Annotated in this window: 19 protein-coding genes; 8 read left to right on the top strand and 11 right to left on the bottom strand. The window is 38.3% G+C overall.

What is annotated here, in order from left to right; genetic code table 11:
* Positions 1-62 precede the first annotated feature (62 nt).
* The gene (locus PVV59_RS02940; RefSeq protein ID WP_273754457.1) at positions 63-692 is read right to left on the bottom strand and encodes a 50S ribosomal protein L25/general stress protein Ctc; all 630 of its coding nucleotides are present in this window, start codon (positions 690-692) and stop codon (positions 63-65) included.
* A 286-nt stretch (positions 693-978) separates the two neighbouring features.
* On the opposite strand from PVV59_RS02940, the gene PVV59_RS02935 reads away from it, so the two are divergent.
* Positions 979-2,478: an ATP-binding protein gene (locus PVV59_RS02935; RefSeq protein ID WP_273754456.1), complete on the top strand. Its 1,500-nt coding sequence runs from the start codon at positions 979-981 to the stop codon at positions 2,476-2,478.
* Here the strand turns inward: PVV59_RS02935 and PVV59_RS02930 are convergent.
* The 4 genes from PVV59_RS02930 to lgt form a co-directional block, all read right to left on the bottom strand.
* The gene (locus PVV59_RS02930) at positions 2,475-3,407 is read right to left on the bottom strand and encodes a ribose-phosphate pyrophosphokinase (protein WP_273754455.1); all 933 of its coding nucleotides are present in this window, start codon (positions 3,405-3,407) and stop codon (positions 2,475-2,477) included. The two genes, PVV59_RS02935 and PVV59_RS02930, sit on opposite strands and share 4 nt — an antisense overlap.
* 392 nt (positions 3,408-3,799) lie before the next feature.
* Positions 3,800-4,576, bottom strand: a complete 777-nt coding sequence (pgeF, locus tag PVV59_RS02925; protein WP_273754454.1) for a peptidoglycan editing factor PgeF — start codon at positions 4,574-4,576, stop codon at positions 3,800-3,802.
* Positions 4,577-4,655: 79 nt separating this feature from the next.
* Positions 4,656-5,735, bottom strand: coding sequence for a class I SAM-dependent methyltransferase (locus tag PVV59_RS02920; RefSeq protein WP_273754453.1), 1,080 nt, complete (start codon positions 5,733-5,735; stop codon positions 4,656-4,658).
* Complete coding sequence (lgt, locus tag PVV59_RS02915; RefSeq protein WP_273754451.1) at positions 5,710-6,588, bottom strand: prolipoprotein diacylglyceryl transferase; 879 nt, start codon at positions 6,586-6,588, stop codon at positions 5,710-5,712. The genes PVV59_RS02920 and lgt overlap by 26 nt, the downstream gene beginning before the upstream one ends.
* 276 nt (positions 6,589-6,864) lie before the next feature.
* Between lgt and PVV59_RS02910 the strand changes: the two genes are divergently transcribed.
* Both PVV59_RS02910 and PVV59_RS02905 read left to right on the top strand, forming a co-directional pair.
* Positions 6,865-7,128: an accessory factor UbiK family protein gene (locus PVV59_RS02910; RefSeq protein ID WP_273719799.1), complete on the top strand. Its 264-nt coding sequence runs from the start codon at positions 6,865-6,867 to the stop codon at positions 7,126-7,128.
* Positions 7,129-7,491: 363 nt separating this feature from the next.
* Positions 7,492-7,992, top strand: a complete 501-nt coding sequence (locus PVV59_RS02905) for a YbjN domain-containing protein (RefSeq protein WP_273754450.1) — start codon at positions 7,492-7,494, stop codon at positions 7,990-7,992.
* A 49-nt stretch (positions 7,993-8,041) separates the two neighbouring features.
* On the opposite strand, the gene PVV59_RS02900 is transcribed toward PVV59_RS02905, so the two are convergent.
* Together PVV59_RS02900 and PVV59_RS02895 are read right to left on the bottom strand one after the other, a co-directional pair.
* Positions 8,042-9,382, bottom strand: a complete 1,341-nt coding sequence (locus tag PVV59_RS02900; protein ID WP_273754448.1) for an ATP-binding protein — start codon at positions 9,380-9,382, stop codon at positions 8,042-8,044.
* Position 9,383: 1 nt separating this feature from the next.
* Complete coding sequence (locus PVV59_RS02895; protein WP_273754447.1) at positions 9,384-10,094, bottom strand: response regulator; 711 nt, start codon at positions 10,092-10,094, stop codon at positions 9,384-9,386.
* A gap of 143 nt (positions 10,095-10,237) precedes the next feature.
* On the opposite strand from PVV59_RS02895, the gene PVV59_RS02890 reads away from it, so the two are divergent.
* Positions 10,238-10,888, top strand: a complete 651-nt coding sequence (locus PVV59_RS02890; protein ID WP_273754446.1) for an MBL fold metallo-hydrolase — start codon at positions 10,238-10,240, stop codon at positions 10,886-10,888.
* A 63-nt stretch (positions 10,889-10,951) separates the two neighbouring features.
* Here the strand turns inward: PVV59_RS02890 and PVV59_RS02885 are convergent, their stop codons facing one another.
* From PVV59_RS02885 to PVV59_RS02875, 3 genes are all read right to left on the bottom strand, one after another.
* Positions 10,952-11,707: a BA14K family protein gene (locus PVV59_RS02885; RefSeq protein WP_273754445.1), complete on the bottom strand. Its 756-nt coding sequence runs from the start codon at positions 11,705-11,707 to the stop codon at positions 10,952-10,954.
* A 685-nt stretch (positions 11,708-12,392) separates the two neighbouring features.
* Entirely contained in the window at positions 12,393-14,699 is a 2,307-nt protein-coding gene (gene uvrB / locus PVV59_RS02880) for an excinuclease ABC subunit UvrB (protein WP_273754444.1), read from the bottom strand.
* 259 nt (positions 14,700-14,958) lie between these two features.
* Positions 14,959-15,279 (bottom strand): SH3 domain-containing protein, encoded by a 321-nt coding sequence (locus PVV59_RS02875; protein WP_273754443.1) that lies wholly within the window; start codon positions 15,277-15,279, stop codon positions 14,959-14,961.
* A gap of 335 nt (positions 15,280-15,614) precedes the next feature.
* On the opposite strand from PVV59_RS02875, the gene greA reads away from it, so the two are divergent.
* The gene (gene greA, locus PVV59_RS02870) at positions 15,615-16,088 is read left to right on the top strand and encodes a transcription elongation factor GreA (protein ID WP_273754442.1); all 474 of its coding nucleotides are present in this window, start codon (positions 15,615-15,617) and stop codon (positions 16,086-16,088) included.
* A 14-nt stretch (positions 16,089-16,102) separates the two neighbouring features.
* The gene (locus PVV59_RS02865; protein ID WP_273754441.1) at positions 16,103-17,161 is read left to right on the top strand and encodes a glycosyltransferase family 4 protein; all 1,059 of its coding nucleotides are present in this window, start codon (positions 16,103-16,105) and stop codon (positions 17,159-17,161) included.
* Between the two features lie 1,131 nt (positions 17,162-18,292).
* Here PVV59_RS02865 and PVV59_RS02860 read toward each other — a convergent pair.
* Complete coding sequence (locus PVV59_RS02860; protein WP_273754440.1) at positions 18,293-19,681, bottom strand: TrkH family potassium uptake protein; 1,389 nt, start codon at positions 19,679-19,681, stop codon at positions 18,293-18,295.
* A 325-nt stretch (positions 19,682-20,006) separates the two neighbouring features.
* Here PVV59_RS02860 and trxB point away from each other — a divergent pair, with 325 nt between their 5' ends.
* Both trxB and PVV59_RS02850 read left to right on the top strand, forming a co-directional pair.
* Positions 20,007-20,963: a thioredoxin-disulfide reductase gene (trxB, locus tag PVV59_RS02855; RefSeq protein WP_273754439.1), complete on the top strand. Its 957-nt coding sequence runs from the start codon at positions 20,007-20,009 to the stop codon at positions 20,961-20,963.
* Between the two features lie 42 nt (positions 20,964-21,005).
* On the top strand, positions 21,006-21,911 hold the full coding sequence (locus PVV59_RS02850; RefSeq protein WP_273754438.1) for a LysR family transcriptional regulator: 906 nt from the start codon (positions 21,006-21,008) through the stop codon (positions 21,909-21,911).
* Positions 21,912-23,055 lie beyond the last annotated feature (1,144 nt).

The raw sequence follows: 23,055 nt of genomic DNA, 5'->3' as shown, positions 1-23,055 counted from the left end.
AAAATGTGAGGGGAGTATACGTCTCATAAATTAAGGCGGGAAAAATTCCCGCCTGTTGAGTTTTATGAAGTTTCCGCCTCGTCTTCATCCTTTTCTTGTTCGGAAGTTTCATCACTGACATCTACGCTTGCAGGCGCTGCAATGGTTGCAATGGTAAAGTCCCGATCTTGGATAATGGGTGTCACATCTTTTGGCAGTTGCACAGCTGAAATATGGATAGAATCACCAATAGAATAGCTGGAGAGATCAATTTCAATGGCTTCAGGAATAGCATTTGCTGGAGCGGTACATTCAATTTCATGGCGAACAATATTGAGGACACCACCCTTTTTAAGTCCAGGAGCTGTATCTTCATTGAGGAAGTGGACAGGAATATTCACTTCTACAACAGATTTTGCTGAAATGCGTAAGAAATCGACATGGAGAGGAAAGTCACGCACAGGGTCCAATTGGTAATCTTTTGGCAAGACCATAATTTTTTTCTTGTCGAGAACAATCGTTGCAATGGTGGTCTGAAAGCCACCGGCTTGGATTTTGTAGAAAATTTCTTTATAGGGAACTGTTATTGCCAAAGGAGGTTGTTTTTCACCATAAATGACAGCAGGGATAAGACCGTTGCGGCGGAGTTCACGGGAGGACCCCTTACCAACCCGCTCGCGTTTTTCGGCCTTAAGAGTGTAGCTTTTACTCATAATTTAAGTCCTTTTTACATGATTGGAGATCCTTCAAAAACAATAACAGTTTTTGCATGGATATGAAGATATGCGCTAGAAAACAGCGATTGCTCCATTCTGCGTTGCCTCCAAGGGTGTCTACGCAGAAGTTTGTTCTATAATTCAAACTCTACACAGATGCAAGAGTTGTGGGAAAAATCGATGATTTCTACCGTTAGAAAGGAGGAAATGTTACAAATTGCTACGCGGATGGAGAATCAACCAATAGGCGCTAATATGTTTAAAATCAAACACTGGAGATGTTATGAAGGTTGAGATTGCCTTGGGTGAGATGTCAGAGAGTCGTGCTTTGCATAAATCGATGCCAGCGCTTCTTGATTTGGAAGAATTATTGGCGACACGTCTTCTTGTACAAGGTAATTCCGGTTCAGGGAAATCACATCTTTTACGCCGTCTTTTAGAACAAAGTGCTAAGTGGGTGCAGCACTGCGTGATTGATCCAGAAGGCGATTTTGTCACTTTGGCCGATAAATTTGGTCATGTTATTGTAGAGGCTCAACGCAGCGAATTAGAATTAACGCGTATTGCTCATCGCATTCGCCAACATCGGGTTTCGGTGGTATTTAACTTGGAGGGCTTGGATACGGAACAACAGATGCGTGCTGTGGGGGCTTTTCTCGGGGCACTGTTTGATGTGGAACGTGATTATTGGTATCCTATGCTTGTGGTGGTTGATGAGGCACAAGTGTTTGCTCCAACTGCGGCAGGAGAAGTTTCCGATGAAGCGCGTAAAATTTCTCTGAGTGCTATGACAAATCTTATGTGTCGAGGACGTAAACGGGGACTTGCTGGTGTTATTGCAACACAACGTTTGGCTAAGCTTGCCAAAAATGTTGCTGCTGAAGCTTCAAATTTTTTAATAGGTCGGACTTTTTTAGATATTGATATGATGCGTGCGGCTGATCTTTTGGGGATGGAGCGTCGTCAAGCGGAAATGTTTAGAAATCTTGAGCGGGGACATTTTATTGCTTTAGGTCCTGCTTTATCACGACGTCCCTTGCCAATTATCATTGGTTCGGTTGAAACTTTAGCACGCTCTTCTAGCCCTAAATTAATGCCACTTCCAACAGAGCACATAGATGCAAAAGAACTCGTTTTTACGGCTTCACCAGAGGAAATTTTAACGCCATTTAAACAAATACGAGAGCCTGTGAGAGAAAAATCAATGCACGAGATGTTAGAGGAGGTGGTGCATAAAAAACAAGAGGACTTAGAAGAAAATCTAAGTTTATTTCCTGAACTTTCTGATGTTGAGCGTAATAGTCAAGCAGAACATGTTATTCGGGAAATTCTTGAGGATCCTGAGGCTTTTTATCGTTCAACAGCGGTGCTTTATCAAGATTTTTCGGTTCGTTGCCGTATCCATGGTATCTCTAAGGTTCCTTTTAATCTCTCACAATTTCGGCGTAAATTGGCGATTGCTCAAGCTTTTGTTGATGAACAAACAGCTGTAAGTGAACATTGGAAACATATTTTGCAGATATCAGAAAGTCTGGAAGATGATGTTCAAGGAGTCTTCTTAAATGTGGCACAGGCCGCATTGGACGGAAAGCCATGCCCATCCGATGCATTTTTAGCCCGTCTTTATGGGACACACTCTTTAAGCCGCGCACGTCGGCTTTTAACCTATTTTGAAGAGCGTGGCCTCATTGTTATCCATACACATTTTAGTGGTCAACGCATCGTTGCATTCCCTGATCTTGGCGTCGAAACGGCACCAGGGGATCCTAAAGCACCCCTTTAACCAAATAGGCTTGAGACAGATTGTTCTGCTGCTGTTCTAGCGATTGCCTCGCCAATCAGGTCGGAAATCGGTAAAACACGAATATTATGGGCTTTTTCAATGGCCCCTGTCGGCATAATCGAATCTGTAATAACCAATTCTTTCATTTCTGAGTTAGTAATACGCTCAATAGCATTTCCAGAAAGAACACCATGTGTGATGTAAGCTGTGACACTATTAGCACCGTGTTTTAGGAGAGCACTTGCTGCATTGCATAGTGTTCCACCGGAATCAACAATATCATCAAGCAAAAGACAATCTTTTCCAGAGACATCTCCGATGATATTCATAACTTCTGATTCACCAGGACGTTCGCGACGTTTATCAACAATAGCGAGCAAACTATTTAAGCGCTTAGCAAGAGAGCGAGCGCGTACAACCCCCCCAACATCTGGTGAAACAACAATAACATTTTCAAGCGAGTAATGCATTTTGACATCGCGAGAAATAACTGGAACAGCATAGAGATTATCTGTGGGAATATCAAAAAAACCTTGAATTTGTCCGGCATGAAGATCCAATGTTAAAACACGGTGGGCTCCTGCTTCGGTAATCAGGTTGGCAACAAGTTTTGCAGAAATCGGGGTGCGTGGTCCAGGTTTACGATCTTGGCGCGCGTAACCAAAATAGGGGATGACGGCTGTAATACGACGCGCCGAAGAGCGGCGAAGCGCATCAATCATAATGAGCAATTCCATCAAATGATCGTTGGCTGGATAGGATGTGGATTGTAAAACAAACACATCTTGTCCACGGACATTTTCATGTAATTCTACAAAAATTTCTTGATCAGCAAAGCGTTTCACGGTTGCTTTGCCTAAGGGAATATTTAAATAATTTGTAACATCTTCAGCAAGGCGTGGATTAGAATTGCCGCAGAAAAGCTTCATAGTGGAACCTCTGAGTCGTCACGGTAGAATATGATAAGTTTTTTAACTTCTTATTATCAGATTGCAAGGATAACAATTACAAAAACTTTACAATTTTATCTTTATCTTATAAAAGAGCTCTGTGTTTTATTTTTTCTTTTATTCTATAAAACAATGTGGATATAGTTTTCTGTATAAAAGGAATAAAGCAAAGTTCATGTTTAAAATTGTTTTAATTTTAGCCATCACAGACAAATTTTGGAGAATAAGAATAGTTAGTTCTTTCATACTTTAGTTTGTTAAGAAAATATTTTTGATAAAAAGCACAATGTTTGAGAGTGTTTTTTGTTTCACTGTGAGCAAAAATTTTGCTTTGCAGTTTTGCTATTCTCTTTAGATGAAAAAAGCCCTATTCATCTCGTTAACATAATCGCAGAAAATTGTCGTCCATCATCCGGTTCATTTCGGAGCGTTGCACGCCGATAGGAGAAAAAACGCTGTTCATCTTGGTAGGTGCAAAGTTCTAAACAAGAAGCACTAACCCCTGCTTCTTTGAGTTGATTGAGATTGAATGCCCACAGGTTAAAGTGAAAGTGATTAACTTTATCTGTTTTTAAAAAATATTTTTGAAATTTACTCTCGCACTTAATAAATTGGTGGTAAAATTCGTCTGTGACTTCGTAGTGGCAAGGACCAATACAAGGACCAAGAACTGCTGTTATTGATTGTCTTTTGGCGCCTTGTTTTTCCATAACAGTAATTGTTTTTTCTATAATTCCCTTTAAGCTTCCTTGCCAGCCAGCATGTGCTGCAGCGATGACACCGGTTTGTGGATCTGCCAATAAAACGGGGCCACAATCTGCTGTAAGAATGCCGATGACGAGTCCTGGTATGGTGGTAACGAGAGCATCTGCTTTGGGAACTTCACCCATAAAAGGTTGATTCACTACGATAACTTCAGAAGAGTGTATTTGATTGACAATGATTAAATTTTGTACCTCAACACTAAAGTAATCGGCGATCAAAAGGTAATTTTGCGCAGATTGATCATTTAAATTTTGTCCAACATGAAGGCTTGGAAAGAGACTTTTTGAAATACCGCATTGGCGTGTGAAAAAACCATGTTTTATCCCGTGTATGTGTAAGGCAGAAAGCTCTTTTGCAAGGATAGGAGGTGAGATAGGCTTCATTAAACTTCCTCATAAAGATGGTCATTTCCAAGGAGAGAATGGTGTATGAAATGCGCGTATTTGTCAATATTTATGGGCATCAAAATCTGGGAGGTACAGGTATGTTTTTATCACTCATATGTAAGACTTTAAATAATTTTCCCATTTGATCTGGGCCAGCTAATCGCTCGACATCTTGGCGGATTTTGTGTTGCAATGGAGCATTTTTATTCGACCCAAGCTGTTGTGCGCGTTCTAGAAGTCCCATTTTTAAAAGAAAGTCTCCTTGTTCTGATATTTCAGCAAAACAACCTTCTTTAAGCGCTATTTTTTTTAAAAAGGAAAAGCCAACATGGGATGTTAAATCATGTTGACCTGGAGCCTCAAAAATATCACGAAATTTATGTCTTGAGAGTGCTTGTAGTGTATCGCCAAAGGCAAGATCTCGAGCACCATAATCGATGAGCAAAGCAGAACCTTGTACTTGTACTAAACGCTTGCTGATTTGTTGTATCAATTGATGGCGTGAGGGTGCATGTTCAAAAATTGTGCCATCAGGCATTTCAGAACAATAGGATTGTAAGCAAGAAGAGGAAAGTTTATGTGGGGCGGCAATAAAGATGAAATCTCCCTCTTCATTGACTGTAATGCGGCGTTCTCTCCATTCTCCATTGATTTTAATATATTGATTGATGGGGAGTGTGTCTAAAAACTCATTCGCAATTAAAAAAAGTGGTTTTGAAGGAATTTGGTCAAAACTCTTAATGCTATGGATTTTTTTTTGATAAGGTGAGAGACATTTCTTTTGTTCTTTTTTGAGCTTTTCACTTACTTCAATAAGAAAGATTTCAGCTGCATTAAATGCGGTTGAGGATAATTTTTGCATGGTACGCAAAATGTCACTCATTAAAGTTCCACGTCCTGGGCCTATTTCAGCAATAATGAAGGGGTGAGGGCAACCATGAGCTTTCCAATTTGCAAGAAGCCAAATGCCAATCATTTCTCCAAATAATTGGCTTATTTCAGGGGCTGTTATGAAGTCACCAGCGCGTCCAAAGGGCTTTTGTGTTTGATAATAGCCAAACTGAGGGTCTGTGAGCGCTAACGTCATATATTGACTAACAGGGATTGGACCATGAAGGGCAATGATTTTCTTAATTTTTTCTTTCAGGGTGGACATTTTCTGTAGATTTGTCTTTGCAAGCTTGAAAAAGGAGATAGCCCCCTAAAAGGAGCATAGGAAGGGATAGAGCCATACCATAGGTGAAGCCAGTAGAATGAAAAAGGCTGGAAAACCATTCTGGATCTTCTTGGGGAGCACGGTAAATTTCTGAAACACTACGTGCTATTGCGTAACCTATAATAAATATTCCTGATACGGTGCCAGAGCGTTTTAATGCTTTGAAAGCAAAAATCACAGTGGATAAGATGACAAAAAGAAGAAATCCTTCCATGAAGGCTTCATAAAGTTGGCTTGGATGGCGTGGTAAATAGTAAGGGTCTAGGGGAAAACAAACTGCCCAAGGCTGGGCGGTAACATTGCCCCATAATTCTTGGTTAATGAAGTTGCATATCCGTACAATACCGATACCAATAGGGGCACCGGAAGCAATGATATCAAACATTGCGCGTATCTTGATATTATTTTTACGGGCAAACCAAATCATTGCAATGATGATGCCAATGAGTCCGCCATGAAAGGACATTCCTCCATCCCATACTGCGATGATAGCGCTTGGATGGCTAAAATAATAAAGGGGGTCCCATACAAGCACTTGTCCTAAGCGTCCACCAACAACAACACTGATCGCAGACCAAACAACAAAATCCCCTATCTTTTGCTTATCCATAGGAGGTTGTTTAGCGGACCATAGAGATTGTTTTTCTAATAACTTCTGTGCATACCACCAAGCAAAAAGAATGCCCACTACATAACCAAGTCCATACCAATGAAGAGATAAGGGACCTAAACGGACAATTACCGGATTAAAAAAATCTGGAAAAGCAATGGCTGGACAGACAAGATTGTTCATGAGTTAAGCATTTTTTCTTTTAGGTTATATGATGGTCAGGAATGACAGATGAATGTATAATGGTCAAGCGGGGAGAGTGGTAGATTTCCACTGGTTTCTCCTGTTAAAATTTTATGATGGTAAAAAGAGTGTAAAAGACTTAAAACGAAATCTGCATGGAAAAATCTGGATGGTAGGGCAAAATCTACAGGGCAAAAGGAACAAATACAGTATCTAAATGTTATGAAAATACGCTATAATGCGTGCGTCAATAATTTAAATTTAAGGAAAAACATTATGCGTAATGGATCAAACCGTATTCTTGATGAATTGGCAAAATTAGCAACAGATGCTGCTGATATTGTGCAAGGTATACGACGTGAAGCTGGAACGGCTTTTCGTTTGCAGGCTGAAAAAATAGCAAATAAACTTGATCTTGTTTCACGCGAAGAATTTGAAACTTTTAAAGAAATGGTGCTCAAAGTAAATGCTGAAAATGCGGATGTAAAAAAACGTCTTGATGATCTGGAAAAAAACACAGACACGAAAGAAGTAAAATAATTTTTATTAGAAAAAATATCCCCAATTTTTCAGTAGGATTCCTGAAACTAAAAAATGCTTAATCTTGAGTCTGTTAGAGAAAAGTATCCATTTATTTTTGTTTGTTTTTTGTAAAAAAAGACATTTTTTTAGATTGGGGGATTGGCGCTGTAAAATTGTATCAATACACTGAAAAAGCTTGATGATTCGTTTTATGATTATCAGGTTCACTTTTGAAGCGTGATTGAGTTTCGAGTACTTGTGTACTGTCGATGTTTTTAATGTGTATTTGTTTGGTGTAAAGGCTTTGATTGTAACAAAATGTTGTTACAGTTGAGGTGGTTTGTATTCTGTTGAAATGTTTTAATATGATTGAGGATTATAATGAGGCTTGCATTTTGCGCCACAGAAAGAGAAGAGCATCCTGTTGACTTTATTGAACAGATTGCTTGTAAATATGATTGGTCGTTTGAGCGTGATGCACAAGATGAAATTCGTGTTTGTGTAGAAGGAAAACGGACCAATTATCGCCTTGCGTTTTCATGGATGGAAGAGCAGGAAGCGCTTCATTTGGCTTGTGCATTTGATCTTTCTATTGAAAATGCTCAAACGGCAGAAATACATCGCTTATTGCTGGCAATTAATGAAAAATTGTTACTGGGGCATTTTGATTATTGGCGAAGTAATAATTCGGTTATTTATCGGCAAGGGCTTTTATTGGCTGGAGGGGTTCATCCATCTCATATACAAGTTGAGACATTGTTGATACACGCACTAAAGGTCTGTGAAAGCCATTATGTTGCATTTCAGATGGTTGCTTGGCGTGGCGAAAGTGCTTACAAGGCACTGCAATATACTTTGTTTGAAACTGTGGGAAATGCCTAAATTACGACAGTTTGTTAAGCGTTTTTTTTAACGATTTGTGAAGTTTTGCTTATAGGGGGATATCAATAATAGCGCGCAAGCCCCCTAGTGGGCTATCTTCTAGTTGAATGTTTCCTCCATGGCTACGGGCTATATCTTGGGCAATAGAAAGGCCAAGTCCCGTTCCACTTGCATCTTGGTTCCTTGCTTTGTCGAGTCTAAAAAATGGTTTAAAGACTTCTGTACGCATATTTTTATGAATTCCAGGTCCATCATCGTCTATCATTAATATAAATGATTCTTGGTAAGATATAGCTGTCAGTTTGATAGTGTTGGCGTAGTAAAATGCATTTGAGACAAGATTGCTTACAAGGCGTGTGAAGGCGCGGGGACGTACTTGTATTTGTGTAGGACCTTCAATGGTGTAGGAAAATTGACGTTTGTGAAGATGTGCATCGGTGGAAAATTTTTGCATGAGAGTGTTTAAATCAAAGGTTTTAACGCTTTCATTTCCTTCACCACGAGCAAAAGCAAAATAATCTTCTAACATGTTTTGCATGTCGCTTATATCTTGCTCAAGGGGTTTAATATCAAAGTCAGTATTTGCTAGGGCGAGCTGAAGTTTAAAACGTGTGAGAATCGTTCTTAAATCATGGCTTACACCTGAAAGCATCATGGTACGTTGTTCAATTTGGCGTTCAATACGTTCACGCATGCGTAAAAAAGCAATGCCAGCACGACGGACTTCATCTGCTCCTTGTGGTTGAAAGCCCTCAGGTAAAGGGCGACCACGTCCAAAACTTTCTGCTGCTTCAGCCAATTGTTGAATTGGCTTGATTTGGTTGCGCAGAAAATAAATTGCTATCAGTAATAAAAAAAGCGCTGTTCCTACCATCCAGCTTAAAAAAATAGCAGTATTGGAAGCATAGGCTTGGCTACGTGGTGCAAATACTCGTAAGATACCGTGTCCAAGGTGGATGCGGATTTCGACAAGATCAGAATCGCCTACTGTATCAATCCAGAAGGGACGATTAATTTGACGGGTGATTTCTTCACTGAGAAAATAATCAAGAATTGCGAAAAATGGTTTCGGACCTGGTGGAGGAAGAGGCGAAGGAGGTAGGAGAGCTATGTTTAATCCCATACGTTGTTGTGCAATACGTTTGATGTCTTCGTAGTTATCTTGTTGCGGATATGTTTCAATGATATCGATAATAGCTGAAATATCATGGACAACAGCGGTAGAAAGGCGCTCGGTCACCATTTGCCAGTGACGTTCCATAAAAACATAAGCAATCACTGTTTGTAGGAGGACCATGGGAGCAATAATGATGATCAAAGAGCGCACATAAAGCCGTTTGGGCATCTTCTTTGTCAGCCAGCGGACAAATTCTCTTACAGGTATGATCATACTATGCTTGTTCAATTGAAAGTTTATAACCTATTCCTCGTACGGTTTGGAGCCATATCGGGAGTGCTGGATTTTCTTCGATCTTACGGCGAAGGCGGTTGATTTGTACATCAATTGCACGTTCGCCAATATTTTTATCATCCATTGCAAATTTATGGCGTGGAATGATATCTCCTGCATTTTCGGCAAAAATAACCATCATTTTTTGTTCGTTATCTGTCAATTTAATAATTTCTCGTCCTTTCTTGAGTTCGCGCCTTGCAATGGAAAAGATATAGGGTCCAAAAACAATTTGCTCGATTTTAGGCTGTTGTAGTGGAAAACCACGTCGTAAAATGGCGTTAATGCGAAGGAGAAGCTCACGAGGGTCAAATGGCTTAGCAAGATAGTCATCAGCCCCTGCTTCTAGTCCATGGATGCGATTGTCTGTTTCTGACAAAGCTGTGAGCATGAGGATAGGAATGTCTCTTGTTTGACGAAGTGAGGTGGTGAAATCAATGCCGTTTTGTCCAGGCATCATGACGTCAACTATAAGAAGATCAAAATCTAAGCTTGCAAGTTGCCGTTTTGCTTCATCAGCATTAGATGAAATTGAAACACGAAATCCATTTTTAATGAGAAATTGCAATAAAAGATTACGAATGCGGGTGTCGTCATCAATCACAAGAAGGTGAGGAGCATCATCACACAAAACTTGAACGTGATCGGTCATTCTTCAAAACCTTAACAAAATGGTGTTTTTATAAAGTTCAAGTTTACATAAGTTGCATAAAGCTGTCGAGCAAGCTATTTTACTCTATAAAGAAGGAAATTCTCTCTCATAAAGTTGAAAAAATTTACTTTGAAAAGGATATGATGAGCAATTTTAGTACACATATTATCCCGGTTACACCTTTTCAACAAAATTGCACTTTGCTTTTTGATAATGAAAAAAAAGTGGGGGTTTTAGTGGATCCTGGTGGTGATTGGCTTCAAATTCAAGAAGTTATCCAAAAGATGGGCGTTGTCGTTGAAGCTATTTGGATAACACACGGGCATTTTGATCATGTGGGAGCGGCAATGCAAGCAAAAGAAGCTCTTGGTGTTAAAATTATCGGTTCACATCAGGGTGATAAACCTGTGATGGATGCTACGTTTGAGAGTGCAAAAAGCTACGGTATTACTGATGCACGCAATTGTGTTCCTGATCAATGGTTGGAAGATGGTGATACTCTTCGTTTTGCTGAACATGTGTTCACTGTTTTTCATACACCTGGTCATTCTCCTGGTCATGTCATTTATTTCAATGAAAAACAACGTTTTGCTCTCTTGGGTGATGTGCTTTTTCGTGGTTCTATTGGACGGACGGATTTCCCTTTCTGTTCTCATGAAGCGTTGATGAAATCACTTCGAGAAAAAGTTTTGCCTTTAGGCGATGATGTCCGTTTCATCTGTGGGCATGGACCAGGTAGTCACTTAGGCTATGAGCGGCAATGGAATCCTTTTCTTCAAGAACTCAATGCATAACGAAAAAAACACTTTCAAGTGTTCTTTTCGTTACTTAATTTTTTTAGCAAAGTGTAACGGGAATTAATTTAATGGGGCATAACAAATATATTCTTGGCCATCACGCCCCCGAAAAGTCCCTGTTTCTGGATTGAACGAACGGTATTTTTTCTTGCAATATTGAAGCCAATTGTGAGTGTCTGATTGCTGAAGGGGCTGATATGTTGTTGATTGAACTTCATAAATAACCTGATTTTGTAGAACTGGTTGATAGACGACTTGAGGAACCTCTTGATAAATTACTTGGGGATGTTGTGGGTTTTGATAGATGATTTGTGTTTGTGGCTGTTCTGGTTTTTTGAAAACATTATTAAGAACTACACCTGCAGCAAAACCAAGAATGCCTGCTGCTAAAGCCTCTCCTGAGTTGCTACGCGTTTTATAATGTTTATGGGTATGATGATGATGGGTTGTCGTGTTGCGTTCACTATAATGATATGTCCTGCGCTCAAAATGACGATGTTCACCCCCTGTATAGGCTACATGTTGAAGAGGACGACGATGAGGAGAAGAATGAGAAGAGAAGTGGGAATCAAATTCTCTCTTCATACGATTCATGCGATCATCTATTTCCTTGTCTACACTCCTCATATGATCATTTATTTCTTTCTCTACACTTTTCATATGCTCATCTATTTCCTCTTCTATACTCTTCATTTTCTTCGTGGTAGTCTTTTCTTCATAACTCCATGAGGTATCTGCAAGCGTTGTGCTTAATGGCATAAAAACAGTTACATTTGTCATTGCTGATAATACCGCTAATTTGATTATTTTTTTCATAGCGATGCTCCTTATGTATGTAAATTCGCATTTTTCCCCTATTTTAAACGTATCAAACTGAACACAACCTGAACGGTTTGTGATTTGTTTTGATAAAACGAATAAAAAGCTCTTTGGGTGAATATGAACATAAAATCATGACAAAAGTTTGCTTTAGAGAAATATATTCTGCTTATTTTCATTTATAATATTGTATTGATCGTTATTAATTTTTTCTTTGTGAATAAAGTGTTATGTAAAATCATCTTTTTTAGCTTTCTTTTATTTTAAAAGACTGCAAGAATGAACGAAAGCAGCATGAAAAAAGAGAGCATTCTTGCTATCGGGTGATTATATTGTTATGATATAAGTCTTATTTTATTTGCACCTTTCATAAGAATATTCTCTTGTGTTATGGCATATGGGGAGTTTGGGAGATGTGAAAGAGATATTTTTTGATTTGGTTGTTACTGCTTTAAAGTTTAGAAATATTTTAGCTAGATGTATAGCCTTCTTATAAAAAGATCATTATGAGAAATATTTTCTTACACTATTTCTTTTTTACTTTGTTTGCTTAATTGGAGCAGTATTGATATTGAGATTATTCATTTATGGAATGGTGTTATTTATTAATGATATCTTATTAAGATATTAGAGAAAAAAGATTTATTTTGAAAAGCTTAACAGCTTTAGATTATTGATTGAGTTAACGTTTTCTTGTGTTTTTTGTTGTTTTGTTAAGAGTATTTTTTGAGAACTTTTTTACTTTTCGATTTTCCAAAATACCAGTATCCATTGTTGGCCCCATGTGATCAAGATCTGGCTTTGTAAAAAGATTTGCTTGTATCATGGGTTCAGGGATAGATTGTTCACTATGATGTGTTAAAGGATCGTTTGCTAATGCGAGTTCTATTTTCTGTAGTTCTTTAATTTCATCACGAAGTCGTGCTGCTTCCTCAAAGTTCAGATCAGCGGCTGCTTTACGCATTGATTTTTCGAGATATTGAATATGGGTTGTTAAATTATTGCCAACCATATTATTCTGCCTAATAAAATCAGGAAGTTTTCTAGGTGTATGGTGAGTTTCTCCTCCTGAATTGAGAATATCGTCGATATTTTTTCTGATACTGGTGGGAGTAATATGATGTTCTTCATTATAGGCTATCTGTTTTTGTCGACGTCGTTGTGTTTCTTGTAATGCTCTCTCGATAGAGCCAGTAATGGTATCAGCATAAAGAATAACGCGCCCGTCTACATTGCGTGCAGCGCGTCCGATTGTTTGGATGAGCGAGGTTTCAGAGCGTAAAAAACCTTCTTTGTCTGCATCTAGAATGGCAACAAAACCGCATTCTGGAATATCCAAACCTTCTCGAAGCAGGTTGATGCCAATGAGAACATCAAAGGTACCAAGCCTGAGATCGCGAAGAATCTCAATACGCTCTAATGTATCAATGTCAGAATGCATATAGCGTACTCGAATAGCTTGTTCGTGGAGATATTCTGTCAAATCTTCAGCCATACGTTTGGTCAGTACAGTGACTAAGGTACGGTAGCCTTTTTGAATTGTTTTACGAATTTCGTTTACAACATCATCGACTTGGTTAGAGGCGGGGCGTACTTCTGTTGGTGGATCAACAAGCCCTGTTGGGCGAATAATTTGCTCAGCAAAAATGCCGTGAGATTGTTCTATTTCCCAGCGTCCAGGTGTGGCAGAGACAGCAATGGTTTGTGGGCGCATAGCATCCCATTCTTCAAAGCGCAAAGGGCGATTGTCCATACAGGAGGGCAGGCGGAAGCCATATTCTGCTAGAGTAGCCTTTCTGCGAAAGTCGCCTCGATACATACCACCAATTTGAGGAATTGTTACATGGCTTTCATCGATAAAAACAAGAGCGTTGTTTGGAATATATTCAAACAAGGTTGGTGGTGGTTCGCCAGGCTGTCGTCCTGTTAAATAGCGTGAATAATTTTCAATTCCGGCGCATGAGCCGGTTGTTTCTAACATTTCTAAGTCAAACATTGTGCGCTGTTCTAAACGTTGTGCTTCTAAAAGGCGTCCTGCTGCATTCAATTCATCAAGACGTTGAACCAACTCAATTTTAATGGCTTTCATGGCTTGATTGAGTGTTGGCCGTGGTATGACATAGTGTGAATTGGCATAAATTTTAATAGATTGAAGAGCTGCTGTTTTTTGTCCTGTGAGAGGATCAAATTCAGTAATTGTTTCTACTTCATCGCCAAAGAGCGAAAGTCGCCAAGCACGATCTTCAAGATGGGCAGGAAAAATTTCGATGGTGTCTCCTCGGACACGAAAAGAACCACGAATGAAGTTTATGTCTTGTCGGTAATACTGTTGAGAAACTAAATCAGCTAGGAGTTTTCGCTGATTGATTTTATCTCCTTTTTTTATTTGTAAAGTCATGGCTGTATAGGTTTCTACCGAGCCAATCCCGTAGATACAGGACACAGATGCTACAATAATGACGTCATCACGTTCTAAGACAGCGCGTGTTGCAGCATGGCGCATACGGTCTATTTGTTCATTCGTAGAGGATTCTTTTTCAATATAGGTATCAGAGCGTGCAACATAGGCTTCTGGCTGATAATAGTCATAATAAGAAACAAAATATTCAACAGCATTATGAGGAAAAAAGCTCTTAAATTCTCCGTAAAGTTGTGCGGCAAGCGTTTTATTGGGGGCTAAGACGAGAGCTGGGCGTTGCGTTTTTTCAATGACTTTTGCCATTGTATAGGTTTTTCCTGAGCCAGTAACCCCTAAAAGCACTTGGGTCCGTTCATTTTTTTCAATTCCCTCAACCAGAGTCTTAATGGCTTGTGGTTGATCTCCCCCTGCTTTAAAGGATGTTTCGAGTTGAAATGGAATACCACCTTCAGATTTTTCAGGACGAATAGGGCGGTGAGGTGTCCATAATGCCCCATTCTTAAAAAGAGGATTACCTGAAGCAATCAGAGCAGAAAGAGCTTCTACAGTTGCAGTAACACCATTTTTCATTGTTGTATCCTTTGATAGAAAAGTTCTGGTGATTTTAAAGGGAATACTAGTTTTTACAATTTCATTACGATAGCAGCAAAATGTTATTGCACAGGTTTGTTGTGGTTTACTGACTTTTTCATGAGCATATTAATAAAGTTTTTTGTGAGATGAACTCTTCAAAATGTTTCCTTGGAGGAGACATATTTATGGTCGCTCGTGGGACACTATTGCATTCTTGCCATGATGATCTTCAAGAAGGCATAAATTATCATGGCTGTTATGGAGAATAATCATGTACGGCCTGTTTTGGAACTAAAGACATTGTGTAGGTGTGATAAAGCTCATTGCCATCTTTAAATGAAAGATAACGAGATGATACCCAACCTATTTGAGCGTTGTGTCGGATATGGCACCAATTTCCTTCACAGTTTTTAACAAAAACCAATTCTCCAGCAGAGATTAAGCCGCAAACTGCATACTGGGTGCTGGGTCCTGTTCTAAAATTAAGATTTGTTGTCACAAAGGCATCTGCTGCTTTAGATGTTGTTGTGGCTAAAAAGAAAGAGCCAAACACAAAAAAAATGACGATTTTTTTCATTTTTCTGCAAAAAACTTTTTTAAAAATTATCCTTCTCTCTTTAACATTTCATAGGGTTTCTTTTTCTAGACTATGATAAAATAAAGAAAATTACAATTCTTTCTTCTTTATGAGATTTTAAGGAGGAGAGCGAAGTTTAACGTTTTAAGCACCAAAATGAGATGTTTTAAACACTATTAGTGCATGTTTTGTTCTCTTTATTTATTTTTATATGGAAAACAAGGATACTGTGCTATATAATGGAAAAGATCGTAGTTTTCGGATTCCAAAAGTAATTTTGGAAGCCGTTTTTTGTGTTTTTATTAAACCTTCCGTGTAATAGAAAGGGACGGATTATGGAAAAAGTTCCGATGACTACAGCTGGCTTTGAAAGTCTTAAAGAAGAGTTGCGTTGGCGTCAACAACAGGAACGTCCACGAATTATTGAAGCAATTTCTGAAGCGCGTGCCCATGGTGATTTGTCAGAAAACGCCGAATATCATGCTGCTAAAGAAGCACAAAGCCATAATGAAGGTCGTATAAATGAGCTTGAAGATTATATAGCAAGGGCAGAAGTTATAGATGTGTCTCGTCTTTCAGGCGATAAAATCAAATTTGGAGCGACTATTAAACTTTTAGATGAGGATACTGAAGAAAAGAAAGTGTATCAAATTGTAGGGGATCAAGAGGCTGATGTAAAGATTGGTAAAATCTCTATTTCTTCACCGATTGCACGTGCACTCATTGGCAAGCGAGAGGGGGATGTAATTGAAGTGAATGCCCCCGGTGGTGCGCATAATTACGAAATCATTAAGGTTCAATACATCTAAATATATCAATAGTTATGCGTATGTCTTTGCAAGAAACTGAGGTTATTGCTCCTCACTTTAAAAAACGTTTGTCCGGTGTGACATCTACGGTTATTCAACTCGTTCCATTGCAGCGAGAACAAGGGGTGCGTATATCTACTTTGGGGTTTGGGCTTCCAGAGAATTTGCCAGCTCTTGGTTTTCGGGACCTTTTCGGACTTTGGAAAAGTCCGAAAGGTAAGCCGTTTCGTATTTGGCATGCAAGGCGCAATATTGAGATGCTTTGTGGGATCTTTTTGCGCGATATCTTGAAAATGAAGCTTAAACTTGTTTTTACATCCGCTTCTCGGCGTAACCATAAGTCTTTTACCAAATGGTTGCTTCGGCGTATGGATAGGGTGATTGCTACTAGTGTACAGACAGGATCTTATCTAGAAGTGCCCTATAGAGTTATTATGCATGGTGTGGATGTTAGACGTTTTTCTCCACCTAAAATTCTTGATGATCGCTTTTCTTCTTCAGGAATTCCTGGAAAATATGCTGTTGGGTGTTTTGGCCGTGTGCGTTATTTAAAGGGCACTGATTTGTTTGTGGAGTCAATGATAGCGTTGCTACCACGTTACCCTGAGTGGACAGCACTTATTGCTGGTCGAACGACAGAACAACATTATAAATTTGAAAAAAAATTACGCCAAAGGATTGCTGATGCCGGTTTAGAAGAGCGCATTATTTTTCTTGGTGAGCTTCTTAATACACCTTTGTGGTATCGCCGCTTGTCGCTGTATGTAACACCTTCGCGTTTGGAAGGCTTTGGTTTGACGCCCTTAGAGGCAATGGCATCACAGACAGCTGTTGTTGCGAGTGATGTAGGAGTTTTTAAAGAATTGGTGGTAGAGGGAACAGGAACAGTTGTTAAAGCAGGAGATGGTTTGGCTTTAACCGCAGCAATTGAACCCTATTTTGCTGATGTAGAAAAAACATTGGCAGCTGGAAAGAAAGCGTTAACCCACGTCCGTACGCATTTTCCTTTGGAAAAAGAAGCAAGCGAAATTGAAAGTGTTTACGAAGGACTGTTTGCGGAAAAAATACTTTAATATTATATCGAAAATCTTTTTAAGCAATGATAAAAAGTGCTTTCCTTAAGGTTATTTTGCACTTATCAAGAAAATAGCTCAAAGATATAAATGTTATTTTATAAAATTTATTTTTTCTTTAGTTGAATGCTATAAGAATTTTTCAAAATTTGGATAAAAAAGATTAAAAATGTATACGCTTGAGAGCGATATGAGACTTATATATGAGAAAGCATACGAGAAGGGAGGAAAGCTATTTTTATTCTCGTGATATTTTAGAATAAGAAAACGATTCTTCACCTCAAATCTTATAGATCTATGGACTATCTTAACAGTTTTGTACTGATATTTTTTTGTTTTGTAAGACTTAAATAGAGAACAAAAAAGTGTTTTCTTCTCTTAAAAAAGATAATGATGGTCTCTCCATGGATAAAATAGTTATACATAATTTTAATAAATTCATAATAAAACAAATCTAAGATTAATATATTGATTCATATAGATAATCTACCTTTGCAATTCGCATAATATCTTAAGATTTTTACATGTCAAAGTTGTTGCTATTAAATCAATGAGAGCTGTCTTCTTACACATCAAAATTGGAAGAGGGCATTGGTGGATAAAAATTATTGAAGACAAGCTATAAAGATGACTTTTATACATTGTTTGAAATACAAGCTGTTGCAACCTTGACAGAAAGGAAATAATATAGTGGTGTTAATTTATATCTTTTTTGTGGTACAGACTTGCACCTTATTATTTAAATAAAAGTAATAATGCCCATTTTATACCTTTTGTGAGGACTTCCGTGAAATGGGGGAGGTGAGTACCGTGAGGTATTTTTTATAAGACCATGACTTATTAGAGAAAAACATTTTTATCATCAAATATTCATATTTTTTGCGTGAGCGATTATTCGTAAAAAAGGATGTTCTATGGATCCATTTTGTTTGGTAAAGAAGCTCAAGAATGTAATGTAAAGTAGCTATACGTTATGGCTTTGAAAGCTGTTGGCACTTAATTATTTATAGGATATTTAAAATTTTATGAAATCTTCCGATTTAAGATTGAATATTATTCTGCGTATTGTTCACGCCTTTTTATCTTGTCAATTTTTTATCATAGTAGAATAAAGTACTCTATGCATTAGAATTATTCACGCCAGAAAGCGGGAATAAAAAGGACGAATATTGTTATGATTTCAAGGCGTCCAGCTAACATTAGAAAACTTAAAATCCATAAAGCATTATCGTTGATTGTAGAGAAGTTCCCAATGGGACCAATAATATCTCCAAAGCCTGGTCCAACATTTGAAAGTGCTGTTAAGACTCCTGTAAAGGCAGAGGTAAAATCAAGACCGGTTGTAAGCAAAAGTGCAGTGCCAATAACAAGGCAGAACATATAAAGACAGACAAAAAACAAAACGGCTTGAGCAACATCGTTTGATATATTTGAGTGATCGTAGCGCGCTTTTACAACAACATTAGGAGAAAGAAGTTTTTCTATATTTGTTTGTGTAATACGCCAAAGAATAATGAGGCGATTGATTTTCATGCCACCAGAAGTAGAACCAGCACACCCGCCTGTAAAAGAAACAATTAAGAAAATTCCAAGCGCAAAGGGCCCCCAAAGTTGATAATCTTCAGCGCTGTAACCTGTGGTGCTAATAATGGATGTGATATGAAAAATGACATCAAGAAAAATCAAGTGGAAAGCGCGATGATCATGAAACCGTAGCCACGCTGCTAAAGCAAAGCTGAAAAGGATAACGATATGCAGAAAAACAATCACTTGTGGGTCAAGGAAACGTTTTGAGTGTCCAGGAAGGATTAATTTAACATAAAGTACGAAGGGTAAAGCAGAAAGCAACATAAAGATTGTTGAAGTAATTAATATGGCTGGTGTATCAGAAAAATAGCCAAAAGAAGCATCATGCGTTGAAAAACCAGCAGTTGCGACTGTACTCATTGCATGGTTAATGGCATCAAATAAATTCATGCCCGCAGCAAAATAAGAAAGCATACAAGCTAATGTGAGTCCAACATAAGCAATGATAATTCCGTTAGCAATTTGATTGATACGAGGCAATATTTTTTCAGATTTATCAGATGATTCCATATGAAAAAGCCGCACGCCACCCACACGGAGTGAAGGCAAAAGTAAGAGGGCTAAACCGATAAAACCAATGCCCCCAATCCAGCATATGAGAGAGCGCCATAACAAAATACTTCGCGATAAATGATCAAGACCAGAAAGGACTGTGGAGCCTGTTGTTGTAATTCCCGAAACAGATTCAAAAATGGCTCCTGCTAGAGAAATGGGAAGAGAGGAAAGATAAAGAGGCAAAGCACCTACAATGCTTCCTGTAAGCCAAAGACAAACAGTGAGCATAAAGCCAAGTCGTGCTGAAAAACGACAAGTAGCCCCCTTCGTTGCTAAAAGAATTAGGGTTGCTAACATGGTGGTTATGGCACAAGAATAGAGAAAGATTATCCAATTACGGTTATTGTCATGCAAATCCACCAAAATTGGCAAAAGCATTGCTCCTCCCATGATCAACGCAAAACGTGCACAGACATTGATAATAAACTGAAAAATGACCGTTCCCTATCTTTATATCTCTTTTTACTATGGTTTTGTGCTCATAAGAATTTACGTTCTTTTCTTTATAGGATGAAAATTAACCTTTAACATTAGTATGCTTTGATGAATTGATAACCAGACCTTTTCATAAAACTTGAAAAGGAGTATATATAACATAATTGAGCCTATTGAAAAATATTTTTTAAAAGACTTACATTCCATTAGAATTTATAGAATTATTAAGTTGTAAAATAATTAAATTGTAAAAAATAAAGGGAATTTAATGGAACAATCGCATATTCGTCTGCTGATTATTGGTTCTGGTCCAGCTGGTTATACAGCGGCGGTTTATGCGGCAAGAGCAATGCTCCAACCGGTTTTAGTGACAGGCTTGCAGCAAGGGGGACAATTGACAATCACAACGGATGTGGAAAATTATCCAGGTTTTTCTGACCCCATTCAAGGACCATGGTTGATGGAACAAATGGCAAAACAAGCTGAGAATATGGGGACAAAAATTGTCTATGATACGATTACAAAAGCAGATTTATTGAATTATCCTTTCGTTTTATATGGGGATTTAGGAACACAATATTCTTGTAATGCACTGATTATTGCAACAGGAGCCCAAGCGCGCTGGCTTGGTTTAGAAAGTGAACAGACTTTTATGGGCGGTGGTGTTTCTGCTTGCGCTACATGTGATGGCTTTTTTTATCGGGGTAAGGATGTTATTGTTGTAGGGGGAGGAAATACGGCCGTTGAAGAGGCCCTTTATTTATCGCATATAGCAAAAAGTGTAAGTGTGGTTCATCGGCGAGAACAGTTTCGGGCAGAGAAAATTTTGCAAGATAGGTTACTTGCTTGTAATAACGTACGTGTTCTTTGGGATCATGTGGTCGAGGAAATTGTGGGGCTCCCAGCTCAGGGGAGAAAGGGCGCTGTTGTAACAGGGGCACGTTTGAAAAATGTTAAAACAGGTCATGAGATGAAAGTGGAAGCAGAGGGAATATTTATTGCCATTGGGCATGATCCTGCTGTTTCTCTGTTTGAAGGGCAACTGAAACAAAAACGAGGCGGCTATTTATGGACAAAACCGGATTCAACAGCAACAAGTATTGCTGGTGTTTTTGCAGCAGGAGATGTAACAGATGAAACATTCCGCCAAGCTGTAACAGCCGCAGGAAGGGGATGTATGGCTGCATTGGAAGCTGAACGGTTTTTAGATATGCTTAAGCGTTAATAATTCATTGAGAATATAGAAAATTTAGAGGCAGGATTAATTGTGGCGCCACCGTTGGATTGGGATAAATTAAGGGTTTTTCACGCAGCAGCAGCAGCTGGATCTTTTACACATGCTGCTCAAAAGCTTCATTTATCTCAATCAGCAGTTTCCCGACAGGTATCGGCTTTAGAACAAGAGGTTGGGGTATCTTTATTCCTGCGTCATGCGCGTGGTTTGATTCTTACAGAACAGGGAGAAACTCTTTATCGTACGGCTCATGATGTTTTGATGAAACTTGAAAGTGTACGTTTGCAATTAAGTGAAAGCTATGCAAAACCAACGGGGCATTTACGTGTGACCTCGACCTTTGGAATGGGGGCTGGGTGGATTGCAGAGCGTATGCCAGAATTTCTTAGTCTTTATCCTGATATGCAGGTTCAGCTTTTACTTTCTGATGAAGAGCTTGATTTGACAATGTGTCACGCAGATTGTGCTGTTCGTCTCCATCAACCCCAACAACCCGATCTTATACAAAGAAAACTCTTTACAATCCATATGCATGTTTATGCTTCGGAAAAGTATATTGCAAATTATGGAAAACCGGAAAAATTGTCTGAGCTCGATGAACATCGTATTATTTCGTTTGGTGAACCTGTTCCTCCTTATTTGTCTGGTTTAAATTGGTTGGAAAAGGCTGGTAGAAGTGATGGATCATTGCGTGTTTCAGTCCTACAAATCAACAATATTATTTCAATAAAGAATGCACTTATGCGTGATCTTGGGATTGCTGTGTTGCCTGATTATATCGTCAATAATGATGAGCGCTTGGTACGTCTTTTTCCTGATATGGTTGATATTCCTTCTTTTGATACTTTTTTTTGTTATCCTTATAATTTAAAGAACTTGGCAAGGTTGAATGCTTTTCGAGATTATATTTTTTTAAAAGCCCGTCAGTGGTCTTTTTAATATTCATGCCTTAATTTATAAGCAACAATTAATTGTTTTGCACCTTAAGGCTCTCCATAATATTCGTTTGTTTCAAATTTTCCCACATTGAATCAATAAAATCATTTGTTGCATGATGCTGTAAGTATACAACTTATCGATTTATAATAATATAGCGTTATTCATATTGAATTAGAAGCTTGAGTACCTTAAGCTTTTTTCATTCCAAATCTGTTTATATCGAATCAATCAACTCATTTACGAGCACATCATAAGCGGGTAAGACACGTGGATAAAAATTGTACAAAAAAGCATGCCTTTTGTGAACTGCTTCAAGTACCAAGGACAGTCGAAATACTTAAGGCTGGTAAAGTGTTGTTTAATAGTGGCGGTTTATACTCCTTACACAAGTGTAAAGATAGAGGAATTTAAAGGCCTTATCGTTATAACATTCACACGGCGCTATCGTGAGATAGGAGGTGAGAGTCTTGAGAGATGTCTCTTTAAAACAAGTGTGCCTGTTATCCTACAATAATTTTTTTGTTAGAGGTTGTGGTTACTTTTCTGATAGCTGTATGTCAAAGTATATAGAAAAAATAAACTTGAAACTTGTTTGTATGGGTTTCACTTTATTTTACGGGATTAGCTTGCTGAAAAAATCGATACCTCTTATAAGGTTGCTCAAACCATTTTAGCTCATAAGGTGGAAGGCGTTTGTGTGGATAAATATTTTTACAAAAAGGGATAAAGCGTCTTTTATAAATGCGTTCAAATATGAAGGCTATTATAACATTAAAAATTAGACAATCGTATGAGGATGATCTCTTCCTATTTAATTAAAGAGATACAAGATTGAAAAAATAAAGCTATGTGTTTATTGCATAGCAGATACGCTTAAGTCTTTATTGTGCTTCTAATTATAAAATGACATACAATGTTATCTCTTGATTATGTTGCCTCCCATTGCATTTTCTTGAGTGTTCCCTTATGAAGGTCTGTCAGATTGATTTTATCTCTGAGGATTTTCTAAATTTGCCGGACATTTGTCCGGCTTTTTTTTATTCCTAAAAGAGCACCTAGAAATTGTGATGCATGGGAAGATGGATAAGAGAAAATTTCAAAACTTATGAATATCCAACAAATTTTTTTAGGTATATTAAAGCTC

Origin of the sequence: Bartonella sp. MM73XJBT.G (assembly GCF_028618435.1) — a bacterium.
GTDB lineage: Bacteria > Pseudomonadota > Alphaproteobacteria > Rhizobiales > Rhizobiaceae > Bartonella.
This window is presented reverse-complemented; position numbering and strand designations above follow the sequence as displayed.